Origin of the sequence: Collinsella sp. TF05-9AC, from assembly GCF_003438495.1 — a bacterium.
In the GTDB taxonomy this organism is placed as follows: domain Bacteria; phylum Actinomycetota; class Coriobacteriia; order Coriobacteriales; family Coriobacteriaceae; genus Collinsella.
On record NZ_QSSH01000043.1, the window covers coordinates 1 to 11,770 of the forward strand.

Here is an 11,770-nt window from a genome sequence, read left to right on the forward strand (position 1 = left end):
TTTATTCCGTTCTAAACGACGGGCTGATTGCGCGCAGGAGGACCCCCAGGCGGGCCGGGGTGTAACCTCCGCGCGCAGTTTCGCAGCGAAGCGAGAATGTTTGAGCACGGAAGTTACACCCCGGCCCGCCTGGGGGTCCTCCGTGAAACAAACCTACCTACTCGAGCTCAAACGCTCCGGTATAGAGCTGATAGTAGTAGCCGCGCTTGGCGATCAGCTCGTCGTGGTTGCCGCGCTCGATGATACGGCCATGATCCAGGCAGATGATCGCGTCGGAGTTGCGCACGGTGCTCAGGCGGTGTGCGATGACAAACGTCGTGCGACCCTCCATGAGCTTGTCCATGCCCGCCTGCACGATTGCCTCGGTGCGGGAGTCGATGGAGCTCGTGGCCTCGTCCAGAATCATCGCCGGCGGATCGGCGACGGCGGCGCGCGCGATCGAGATCAGCTGGCGCTGGCCCTGCGACAGCTGCGCGCCGTTGCCGGTGAGCATGGTGTCGTAGCCGTCGGGCAGGCGGGTGATAAAGTCGTCCGCTCCCGCGAGCTTGGCCGCCTTGATGCACTCCTCGTCGGTGGCGTCCAGGTTGCCGTAGCGGATGTTGTCCATGACGGTGCCGGTGAACAGGTTCACGTCCTGCAGCACCACGCCCAGCGAGCGACGCAGATCGGACTTGCGAATCTTGTTGACGTTGATGCCGTCGTAGCGGATCTTGCCGTCGGCAATGTCGTAGAAGCGGTTGATGAGGTTGGTGATGGTCGTCTTACCGGCACCGGTGGCACCGACAAACGCGACCTTCTGGCCCGGCTTGGCGTACACAGACACGCCGTGCAGCACCTCGTGGTCGGGCGTGTAGCCAAAGTCCACGTTATCCATGACCAGGTCACCACGCAGCGGCACGTACTCGATCTCGCCGGTCGCGCGGTGCGGGTGCTTCCAGGCCCACATGCCGGTGCGGTGGTCGGCCTCCTCGAGCTGCCAGGTGTCGGGATTCACCTGTGCGTTGACAAGCGTCACGTAGCCCTCGTCGGCCTCGGGCTCCTCGTCGAGTAGCTCAAAGATACGCTCGGCGCCGGCAAGGCCCATGACCACGGCGTTGATCTGCTGCGAGATCTGGCCGATCTGGCCGCAGAACTGCTTGGTCATGTTGAGGAACGGCACCACGACGGCGATGGAGAGCGCCATGCCCGAGAGGCTCAGGTTGGGCACACCCAGCGCCAGGAAGATGCCGCCGGTCAGCGCGACCAGCACGTAGAGCAAGTCGCCCAGGTTCCCGAGGATCGGCATGAGGATGTTGGCGTACATGTTGGCCTTCTGCGAGACCTCGAAGAGCTTCTCGTTGCGCTCGTCAAAATCGGCCTCGGCGGCGGACTCGTGACAGAACGCCTTGACGACTTTCTGGCCGTTCATGACTTCCTCGATATGGCCCTCGACCACGCCGAGCTCGGTCTGCTGCGCGATAAAGAAGCGCGCGGAGTTGGAGCCGAGCAGCTTGGTCATAAAGGTCATAAAGGCGACGCCGGCAATGATGACCAGGCACATCCACGCGCTGTAGTACAGCATGATGAAGAACACGGTGACGATGACGATGATCGTCATGAGCAGGTTGGGCAGCGACTGGCTGATCATCTGACGCAGCGTGTCGATGTCGTTGGTGTAGTGGCTCATGATGTCGCCGCGCTGGTGCGTGTCGAAGTAGCGAATCGGCAGGTCCTGCATGCGGTTGAACATCTTTTCGCGCAGCTTCTCGAGCGAGCCCTGCGTGATGACGGCCATGGCGCGGTTCCAGAAGAGCGAGGAGGCGACGCCCACGGCGTAGATGCAGCCGAGGGTGGTCACGAGCTTCAGAATCTTGGGCTGCGCGGCCGTCCAGTCGCCCGACTGCCACGATTCGCTAATGACCTGCAGCGCGCTCTGGAGAAACGTCGCGCCGATGGAGTTGATGATGGCGCAGAGCACAACGCCGGCGACGACGAGGGGCAAAAGCACCGGGTAGAAGCCAAAGAGCATCTTGATCAGGCGCGTCATGGTGCCGCCCTTGCGGTTGCGCGCGCGCTCGGCGGTAGCGGCCTTACTCATGTGCCTCGCCTCCTTCCTGGGTCTGAGCTTGCGGTGCGGATGCCTCGGTGTCGGCTGCGGCGGTCTCGCCCGCGTCCTCGCCTTCGGCACTCATCTTATTTTGCGAGGTAAAGGTCTCGCGGTAGATCTCGCTCGTCTTGAGCAGCTCATCGTGGTTGCCGATGTCCTTGATGCGGCCGCCCTCCATGACGATGATGCGGTCGGCGTCCTGCACGGAGCTGATGCGCTGGGCGATGATGAGCTTGGTCGTGTTGGGCAGGTAGCTCGCCAGGCCCTCGCGGATCTTGGCGTCGGTCTTGGTGTCGACGGCGCTCGTGGAGTCGTCCAGGATCAAGATCTTGGGGCGACGCAGCAGGGCACGCGCGATGCACAGGCGCTGCTTCTGGCCACCGGAAACGTTGGAGCCGCCCTGCTCGATCCAGGTGTCGTAGCCCTTGGGGAAGCCGTCGACGAACTCGTCGGCGCAGGCCAGATGTGCGGCCTCGCGGACTTCCTCGTCGGTGGCGTTCGGGTCGCCCCAGCGCAGGTTCTCGGCGATGGTGCCGCTAAACAGCACGTTTTTCTGCAGGACCATGGCTACCTGGTGGCGCAGCGCGTCCAGGTCGTAGTCGCGCACGTCTACGCCGCCGACGCGCACGGTGCCCTCGGTGACATCGTACAGGCGGGCGATCAGGTTCACGAGCGTCGACTTGGCCGAGCCGGTGCCACCGATAATGCCGATGGTCTCGCCGCTCTTAATATGCAGGTCGATATCGTCGAGCGCCTGGCGGCGGGCATGCTCGGAATACTTAAAGCTCACGTGATCGAAGTCGATGGAGCCGTCGGCAACCTCGTGCACGGGCTCGGTCGGGTTGGCGATCGTGGGCTCGGCGGCCAGCACCTCGGTAATGCGGTGCGCCGACTCGTCTGCCATGGTTACCATGACAAAGATCATCGACAGCTGCATTAGGCTCATCAGAATCTGGAAGCCGTAGGTAAAGATGGAGGAGAGCTGGCCCACGTCGAACAGGGTGCCCTGGCTCGTGATGATGAGCTTGGAGCCCAGGTAGATGATGACGACGAACGCGCCGTTGACGCAGATGTTCATCATGGGGTTGTTAAAGGCAAGGAGCTTCTCGGCGCGGGTGAAGTCCATCTGGACGTCGCGCGCAGCGGTCGCGAACTTCTCCTTCTCAAAGTCTTCGCGCACATAGCTCTTGACCACGCGCATGCCGGTGACGTTTTCCTCGACGGATTCGTTGAGGGCGTCGTACTTGTGGAACACGCGGGCAAAGATCGGGCGCACCTTATAGATGATAAAGAACAGGCCAAAGCCCAGCAGCGGAATGATGACCAGGTAGACCATGGCGACGCTGCCGCCCATGGCGTATGCCATGGTAAAGGCAAAGACCAGCACCAGCGGCGAGCGCACGGCGATGCGGATGAGCATCATAAAGGCCTGCTGCACGTTGTTGATGTCGGTGGTGAGGCGGGTGACGAGCGAGGAGCTCGAGAACTCGTCGATGTTGGCGAAGCTGAACGTCTGGATCTTGTAGAACAGGTCGTGACGCAGGTTCTTGGCAAAGCCGCAGCTGGCATGGCTGCAGGTGATGCCCGCGGCGGCGCCAAAGGCGAGTGACGTCAGCGCGATGAGTACGAGAAGGCCGGCGGTGGGCAGCATCTCGGTAACGGCGGTGCCGTCCTTGATGGCATCGATCATGTCGGCGGTGATAAACGGGATCATCATCTGGCAGATTACCTCGCCAAGCACCAGCAGCGGCGTGGCGATCGTGACCTTCATGTAATCGCGGATGCTGCCCATAAGGGTTTTAATCATCCAGTTCCTCCCAGGTTACGCGGATTTTCTCGAGCATCTCGGCAAGCTGTTCACGCTCGTCGTGGTTGAGGGCACTAAAGGCCTGCTCTCTAAAGCGGATGCGGGCGGCTTGGTCGATGCGGGCCTTCTCCCAGCCGATCTCGGTCAGGCGAATGGTGAGCTGCCGGCGATCTTTTGGATTGCGGCTGCGCTCGATGATGCCGGCGCACTCGAGCTTGGACAGGATTTCGGAAAGCGACCCCGGCTTGAGGTCGAAGTGCATGCCGAGTTCCTGCTGCGACATCTCGCCGTTTTCCTGCTTGGCAAGCAGGCAGACGATGGGCGCCTTGCCGGACACGCCGCCGCCGTGAAAGTGCATGTAGTGGCCGCAAAAGCCTAGGCCGCTCAGGATGCGCTTGGCGAGCTTGTCTTCGCCGTTAACTGCTTCGGGCACGTCTGCCGGCTGCGACGGGTCGCCGCCGGGCTCGTGCGGACGAAGGTTAAGGGGTTCATCGCACATGAATTCGTATCTCTCCTTTCTTTAGTTAGGTAGTGGGATTGTTTTGTGCCTAACTAATCTAGGAGTGCCCCGCGGGAATGTCAAGGTACCAAACTGATTGTTACGCGGTTTTCCAAACCTATTGGTCCCGCCGTTCTAACGAACGGCGGACCAGCCGACGCTGCGCGGGCCGCATTTGGACAATCTGACGTTCAACTTCAAGGGCGCGACCAGAAGGTCAGCGCCCTTTCGTTTCACGTCACCTTGTCTCAAATGCGACCCGCTCGCTGGCATTGCCAAAACATCGACGTTTACATGTTGGAATGATCCGTGGGGGACGGAGGAAAAGGGATCATTTTCCGAAACCTTTCCGCAACAATGCGCTCTTCGCGGCCCTGGCGCCTGCTCGCAACGGTCCCTGCGCTACACTTAGTCGCACTGTGGCGACTTTGCGCCGCTCCCGACCCAAGGGGGACACTCATGAAGAACACTCAGCTGCTGCTGATCAACGATATGTGCGGCTACGGCAAGGTCGCGCTCTCTGCCATGCTGCCGGTGCTGTCGCACATGGGCTACCGTATCCATAATCTGCCGACGGCACTTGTGTCCGATACGCTCAACTACCCCAAGTTCTACATCCACGACACCACGGAGTACGTGCGTCAGAGTCTCGCCATCTGGGAAGAGCTCGGCTTTGAGTTCGACGCCATCTCCACTGGCTTTATCGTGACCGAAGAAGAGACGCGCATCATCTCAGACTTTTGCCACCGCCGCGCGCAAAAGGGCACCAAGGTATTCGTCGACCCCATCATGGGCGACAACGGCAAACTTTACGCCGGTGTGCCCGAGTCCACGATCGGTCTCATGAGGCATCTGCTCGAGTGCGCCGACTATGCGGTGCCCAACTATACCGAGGCGTGCCTGCTCACCGACACGCCCATTGCCGAGCAAATCACGCCTGACGAGGCCCACGCCCTTGTGGACGCCATGCGCGCGCTGGGCGCCAAGTCGGTGGTCATTACGAGCGCTGTGGTCGACGGCACGAACGCCGTCATCGGTTACGACCACGTGGCGGGGGAGTACTTCACGATTCCCTTCGACCTGATCCCGGTCTATTTCCCGGGCACCGGTGACACGTTCTCGGCGGTGCTCGTCGGTCGCGTTATGGCTGGCTGGAGCCTGCAGCACGCAACGGCCGATGCCATGCGTGTGGTGGCCGAGCTTATCGAGCGCAACGCTGACCAGGAGGACAAGTCTGCCGGCCTGCCCATCGAGGCCTGCCTGGATGTGATCGACCATGAGTAGCGCCAGCGAAAGCGGCCCCGAGCCCGCGAGCGAGGGCAAGTCGCTCGGCGCGCCACGCGGCAAGCGCCCACGTATCCGCATTAGCTGCGTGGACCAGCTGGGTACGTGTCGCTGCCACCATGGGCACAAGCCGGGCGACGTCTTCGACTTCGACCGCGATCGCGGCAAGATGTGCTCCATGGCCTGCCACGTGGGCTTTCCCTATATCGACATCCTGCGCTACGGCGGCACCGTGCCTGGCAACAAGCCCGGCACGGCAAAGTTCTGCTGCCCCGAGGTCGATACGTTGAACGTCTGGCTCGCCGAGATCGTCGACGAGTAATCGAGCGTGGATTTTCGCCCGCCAAGATAATGAGCGTGGATAATCTCCCGTTTAGAGCGTGGTTTTACGCTCAAAGTGGGAGAAAATCCACGCTCAATTTGTATGCGGGAGATTATCCACGCTCATTTTATGCCGATGGCGTGGCTCACGCATCCGCGCCGCCCGGGCGCCTACAGTTGCTCGAGCATGGCCGTGCAGCCGGCGAGCACATCGCGGTAGGTGGCATCGAAGTTGCCGGTGTACCAGGGATCGGCGACGTCGCCGGGGCGATCGGTCCAATCCAGCAGCCGCGAAATCTTGCCGTCGGCATCGTCGCCGAAGATGCGACGCAGGCCGCGCGCGTTCTCGGCATCCATATAGACGATGTGGTCCCAGTCACCATACTCCGCGCGACGAACCTGGCGCGCGCGGTGCGCAACGACGGGAATCCCGACCTCGCGCAGCTTGGCGACGGTGCCATGATGCGGAGGGTTGCCAATCTCCTCGGTCGAGGTCGCGGCAGAATCAATGACGAACTCCGCCTCGCGCCCAGCACGGCGCACCAGCTCGGCAAACACCGACTCAGCCATCGTCGAGCGACAGATATTCCCGTGGCAAATAAACAGTACGTGCTGCATATGATGGTTCCTTTCTGGGCGGTCGCGCGGGGGTTACAGACTGCCCTTGAGGCAGTTTGCTCCGATAAAGCCCGCTGCGTACAAGGGGAGATGGCGCAGCTCGCGTCCGTCATCGGTTTCGCTGCGGGCAAAATTGTTCTCGGACAATATGTAGGCATACGGCGACCGGGCTTTTTCCATAAACGACCCGAGCGTTCTCGCGCGCACGTTGCGTGCGGATTTTACCTCGACGGGAACGATCTCCATGCGGTCGGTCTGAAGTAGAAAATCGAGCTCGCCGTTCGTCTTCCAAGACGACGGTGGCATCCAGTAATACGTCTGCAAACCATTGCCCGAAAATGCCTGCATGACCGAGTTCTCCGCCAAGGCACCTCGAAAGTCGGAAGACAGCGCAATGGCGGAATCCTCTTTGAGGTCGAGCCAGAGTCGCGGGTTGATACCGAGTTTGTAGAACATGAGGCCCGTATCGAGAAGATAGACCTTAAAGAAGCTCCCGTCTTCGTCGTCGAAGGGGACGAGGGGAGGTTCGATGCCTTCGGTCAGGTTGTTGACCGATATGATGCCGGCGCCCTCGAGCCAGTCGAGTGGCTCGATGAGCTTTGAGCGTCGGCCTCCGCGTTCGACCTCGGAGTACTTGAATTTCTTGGTTGAGGATCGTAGCAGCTGGGATGGAATGGAGCGCCAGACCTTGCGCGCTGCTACGCCGCTGATCCCGTTTTCGGGGTCGGTCATATCGGCGGTGTAGGTCTCGTCGATTTCGCGCTGCTCGACGCGCGCGTCTTCGATGGAAAGCGTCTTGCGATATGCGTTGACGGCGGCGGGCATGCCGCCCACGATTTGGTATCGATGAAACAGGTTGAGCGCGGCTTGGTGTGCGGCGTAGGTCTCGAGCGTGTCGGCGTGGGTACGAACGGCATCGGCCATCTGCTCCTCGCCGAGCGCCCAGAGAAACTCCTCGAACGACATGGGATGCATGGTCTCTTGGCGGACGCCGCTGGGAAAAGGCAGCTTGCGCTTGCGCGTGGCGACGCCGAGCTGACTGCCGGTCGCGCATATGCGCCAGCCCGAACCCGAGAAAAAGCGAAGCGAGTTGAGCGCCCGTTCACAGAGCTGAACCTCGTCAAACAGGATGAATGCGGTTTCCTTGCGAATGGGGGTGCGTTTATAGTCTGAGATTCGTGCCACGATGGTGTCAACGTCGTCGGTGGGGCAGTCGAACAGCGGGGCAATCAGCTCAAGATCGGTCTGAAAGTCGAGTTTGACAAACGCATCGCCGGCGATTCGTCTGCCGATTTCCTCGGCAGCGTACGTTTTGCCCACGCGTCGTGCGCCACGGATGAGGAGGGGGCGCGAGGCGTCCTTTGTCGCCCATGATTCGATAACGGATTCGATTGATCTGCGCATGGGGCTGCCTTTCCAATTTCATGTACTTCAAATACATAGTTTAGTACGATTTCGTGTACTTGAAATACACGAAATCGTGGAAAACGTGTATTTCAAGTACACGAAATTGAACCGCTGGAGCCTGCGGGCGGATAAACACTGCTCGTATGGTGTGGTTTTCATCGGACGCCCGCTGCGCTGAGCTGTACTTGCGCCTGCCTCGATCCCACCCCTATGCCTGCATCGAAGATTGTGCTGCCCGCTTGCGCTCCCAGCGTGCCAGCTTGATCGTCACTAGCGTGAGTATCCAGGCTACGAGCGAGAATGCGGCGCCAACCGCGCCCACGTAGGCAATGCCAATCCCGCTTACCACGGCGCCGCCCACCGCGGTGCCAAACGAGATGCCGACGTTAAACGCCATGGGCTCCACCGAGCTCGCGAGCACCATCGATTTGGGGTGGCGGCTGCGGGCCACGTCCATAAAGTGCGTGATGCACGAGACCGAGAACAGATACATGAGCATCGCCAGACTAAAGACAAAGGCAAGCGCGAGGGGCATGGTGCCGCCAACGGCAAACAGCCCAAACAGAGCCGCGGCCTGCAGCGTAAACGTCACGAGCAGCGCCTTCATGCCAAAACGCGCGTCGATCCATCCGCCCAAGATGTTCGAGATCAGGCAAAACACGCCGTAGGCCATGAGTGTAGTGCTTGCCTGGACGGTGCCCATGCCCAACACCTGCTCCAGATAGGGCGTCACGTAGCCGTAAAACACGTAGACCGACCCCACGCCAAACAAAAAGATGAGCATGCCGGTGATGATGCTTGGCTCGCGCAGAAGCCCCGCCTGCTCGCGGAATGTGGCAGGCTCATCGGTCTGTCCGGCACGCGGCATAAACGCCACGAGCGCAGTACAGATCAGAACGGCGAAGGCGAGCGTACCGTACATGGCAACGTGCCAGTCGAGCGTATCGGCCACAAACTTGCCGATCGAGGTCACAAAGACCATCGCCACGGAGAAAGCGCCGTACACCACCGAGATGGCGAGCGAGGTCTGCTGCGGAGACAGCAGCTCGGGGATATACGTCACGCCTACGGCGAGCAGTGCGCCCGAGACGGAGCCCAAGATGATGCGCGAGGCAAACAGCACTTGGAAGTTGGGCGCCAACGCCATGACAAGATTGCCGAGCACAAAGACAATGCTGTAGCACACGAGCAGCTGGTAGCGGCGGAAGCGTCCCGTGCTGAGCGCAAGCACCGGCGTCGCGATGGCGTAGACGAGCGCGAACACGCTGATGAGCTGGCCTGCGGTGGCAAGTGAGATGCCGAGTTCCGTCGCCAGGTCGCTCTCGATGCCGATAACCACGAACTCCGAGCAGCCGAGCGAAAAGCCCAACAACACGAGCAGCGCTAGGCAGAGGTTGGTGCGCGCGGGGGAAAGCGCGGCAGCGGTTGACTTGCTTTTAGGCGTGGTTGCGGCGGTCAAGGTTGTCACTCCAATGTCGCATGAATAAGCGGGATTCAATCCCTGCAACTCTAACAGAATGTGACAAAGGGACAGCCCCTTTGTCACATTGCGCTGCCAGCCAGTCGCCCAAACCATCACAACATTCGGCGAAAATCTCGAAATCGAGGAAAAGCGTCGAATGTTGTGATGGTTTTCCTGTCTGTGCCGGCGAGCTCCAGCGCCGTCTGGGGGTATAAGGCTAGCAAGTGTTTATTTGCGAGGCCTAAGGGGCGCCCCGTATGGATATCGATAACTTTGAATGGTGGTATAGCGAGGGCGAGGCTCCGGACGAGTCCTGGGATGAGCCGTTGACGGACGAAGCGTCGAGCAACGAGGTCGAGACCGGCAGCGATGCCGCCGAGCCTTTGACCTTCGAACAGGCCTGGGCCCAGGCTGAGGCCGACGAGGCAAAGGCCGATGCGACGGCAACGCTTGATGAGCCGGCCGACATGTCGATCTCGCCGGCAAAGACCCCGCAGCCGCGCCACACCATCGATCCTGACAGCACGGCGTCTTTCAGCATTCTCGACGTACCCGCGCAGGGTGCCCAGGCGCCCGCCCCCACGCATCGTCCCAACTTAGCTCGTGAGGAAGACGCGGGCCGCCGCTCGCCACTCGGCCCCATCCTCATCGCCTTTATGGCCGGCGTCATCGCCTGCTCGGCAATCGGCAGCGTCTGGAGCCATGTGGAACGACAGCGCGAAGACGCCGCCAAGGTCGAGATGTCTGTCGAGCAATCGCTCAGCCGCACGCGCTCGGTGCATGTGTCGGTCGAGGTCAAGGACGGTGCGACATGGGATACCGCCCGCGGCGACAGCCAGATGCTCATCCACATCGTGGGCCGCACGCTCAAGGGGCAGGCGGTCGATGAGTATCAATATGTCAACTCTGACGGTGACGGCATCGAGCTCAAGCCCGGAGACTACGAGCTCACGGTCGATGAGGCGCCCGTCGCCACCGACGGCACGCGCTTCCGCGCCTCGAAGCGCATGGTCCCCGTGAGTTTTAACTCGCAGGCGCCCGATACGGTCGACAGCACGCCGCAGGGCGGGTTCGATCTTTACGTGGACGCTCAATAATTGCGTGCCGCCTCTTCCCGCAGCCAAGAGTGGGACAATAGCCCTCGACACTATTGTTTACTTTTGGAGGAAGTAGCATGTCTACCGTCACTACCATCAAGCGCGGCGGCCTCACCGCGGCCATCGATTCCATGGGCGCCCAGCTCACGAGCCTTGCCCTTAACGGCAACGAGTATCTGTGGCAGGGCGACCCCGCCTTTTGGGGCAAGCACGCGCCCATCCTGTTCCCCATTGTGGGCTCGCTGCGCAACAACACGGCAACGTCTGCGGCCGGCACCTGCGAGATGCCGCGCCACGGACTCGCGCGCATTGTCGAGCACAAGCTGGTCGAGGTTTCGGAGGACGGCTCCTCGGTAACGTACGAGATCACCGATACGCCCGAGTCGCTCAAGGCCTTCCCCTTCCACTTTAAGCTCAACATGATCTATGCGCTCACCGGCGACGCTACGCTCACCCAGACCTTTGCCGTCACCAACACCGGCGACGTGGATCTGCCGTTTTCGGTGGGCGGTCACCCTGCCTTTAACGTGCCGGCCCCCGGTGCCGATGACGAGGCGTTCGAGGATTACGAGTTGGCATTTACCGAGGCATGGACCAACGAGGCGCCCATCATTACGCCCGATGGCCTCATGACGTTCGAGGGCAGCTACAAGGCTCCCGACAACTCGGACGTGCTGTCCATCACGCACCGCAGCTTCGATAACGACGCCATCATGTTCACCGACGTTCCCGGCTCCACGCTCACCCTGCGCGGACGCAAGTCGGGTCACGGCGTGAAGATCGACTTTGAGGGCTTTAAGTACATTGGCGTGTGGTCTGCCGCCAACGACGCCCCGTTTGTGGCGCTCGAGCCCTGGACCGGCCACACCACCATGGACACCGAGGACGACGTCTTTGAGCACAAGGTCAACACCATCACCTTGGCGCCGGGCGAGACGGACGAGCGCAGCTTTAGCGTTACGCTGCTCTAGGGGTTCCGCACGGAGCGGTCATAACTTGAGCGTGGATGATCTCCCGTTTTGAGCCCGTGTGCGAGCCAAAAGTGGGAGATTTTCCACGCTCATTCCGATGCATGGGTCGGGGCAGCTAATTTGGGACGGGGCTATTTTGACTGCTTTCACATGCAAGCAGTCAAAATAGCCCCATTACAGTTTGAGTCGTCCGAAAGGGCGGCTCTTTTCCGTTGCAT

10 protein-coding genes are annotated in these 11,770 nt (G+C 61.0%); 4 read left to right on the forward strand and 6 right to left on the reverse strand.

What is annotated here, in order from left to right; genetic code table 11:
• Positions 1–157: 157 nt before the first annotated feature.
• The 3 genes from DXC52_RS09145 to DXC52_RS09155 are packed head-to-tail and all read right to left on the reverse strand — an operon-like array spanning position 158 to position 4,392.
• Positions 158–2,077 carry an ABC transporter ATP-binding protein gene (locus DXC52_RS09145; RefSeq protein WP_117746997.1) on the reverse strand — a complete coding sequence of 640 codons (1,920 nt, stop codon included), beginning with the start codon at positions 2,075–2,077 and terminating at the stop codon, positions 158–160.
• A complete protein-coding gene (locus tag DXC52_RS09150; RefSeq protein ID WP_233504920.1) occupies positions 2,070–3,893 on the reverse strand; it encodes an ABC transporter ATP-binding protein in 1,824 nt (607 codons plus the stop codon). The genes DXC52_RS09145 and DXC52_RS09150 overlap by 8 nt, the downstream gene beginning before the upstream one ends.
• On the reverse strand, positions 3,886–4,392 hold the full coding sequence (locus DXC52_RS09155) for a MarR family winged helix-turn-helix transcriptional regulator (RefSeq protein ID WP_117746998.1): 507 nt from the start codon (positions 4,390–4,392) through the stop codon (positions 3,886–3,888). The genes DXC52_RS09150 and DXC52_RS09155 overlap by 8 nt, the downstream gene beginning before the upstream one ends.
• A 459-nt stretch (positions 4,393–4,851) precedes the next feature.
• On the opposite strand from DXC52_RS09155, the gene DXC52_RS09160 reads away from it, so the two are divergent.
• Together DXC52_RS09160 and DXC52_RS09165 are read left to right on the forward strand one after the other, a co-directional pair.
• Positions 4,852–5,676 carry a PfkB family carbohydrate kinase gene (locus DXC52_RS09160; protein WP_117743457.1) on the forward strand — a complete coding sequence of 275 codons (825 nt, stop codon included), beginning with the start codon at positions 4,852–4,854 and terminating at the stop codon, positions 5,674–5,676.
• Positions 5,669–5,998, forward strand: a complete 330-nt coding sequence (locus DXC52_RS09165; protein WP_117746999.1) for a TIGR04076 family protein — start codon at positions 5,669–5,671, stop codon at positions 5,996–5,998. The genes DXC52_RS09160 and DXC52_RS09165 overlap by 8 nt, the downstream gene beginning before the upstream one ends.
• Positions 5,999–6,168: 170 nt before the next feature.
• On the opposite strand, the gene DXC52_RS09170 is transcribed toward DXC52_RS09165, so the two are convergent.
• The 3 genes from DXC52_RS09170 to DXC52_RS09180 form a co-directional block, all read right to left on the reverse strand.
• Positions 6,169–6,615: a low molecular weight protein-tyrosine-phosphatase gene (locus DXC52_RS09170; RefSeq protein ID WP_117747000.1), complete on the reverse strand. Its 447-nt coding sequence runs from the start codon at positions 6,613–6,615 to the stop codon at positions 6,169–6,171.
• Between the two features lie 33 nt (positions 6,616–6,648).
• Positions 6,649–8,019 (reverse strand): ATP-binding protein, encoded by a 1,371-nt coding sequence (locus tag DXC52_RS09175; RefSeq protein ID WP_117747001.1) that lies wholly within the window; start codon positions 8,017–8,019, stop codon positions 6,649–6,651.
• A gap of 211 nt (positions 8,020–8,230) precedes the next feature.
• Complete coding sequence (locus tag DXC52_RS09180) at positions 8,231–9,490, reverse strand: MFS transporter (RefSeq protein WP_233504921.1); 1,260 nt, start codon at positions 9,488–9,490, stop codon at positions 8,231–8,233.
• Between the two features lie 251 nt (positions 9,491–9,741).
• On the opposite strand from DXC52_RS09180, the gene DXC52_RS09185 reads away from it, so the two are divergent.
• Both DXC52_RS09185 and DXC52_RS09190 read left to right on the forward strand, forming a co-directional pair.
• Positions 9,742–10,581 (forward strand): hypothetical protein, encoded by an 840-nt coding sequence (locus DXC52_RS09185; RefSeq protein ID WP_117747002.1) that lies wholly within the window; start codon positions 9,742–9,744, stop codon positions 10,579–10,581.
• Between the two features lie 77 nt (positions 10,582–10,658).
• Positions 10,659–11,552: an aldose 1-epimerase family protein gene (locus DXC52_RS09190; RefSeq protein ID WP_117747003.1), complete on the forward strand. Its 894-nt coding sequence runs from the start codon at positions 10,659–10,661 to the stop codon at positions 11,550–11,552.
• Positions 11,553–11,770 lie beyond the last annotated feature (218 nt).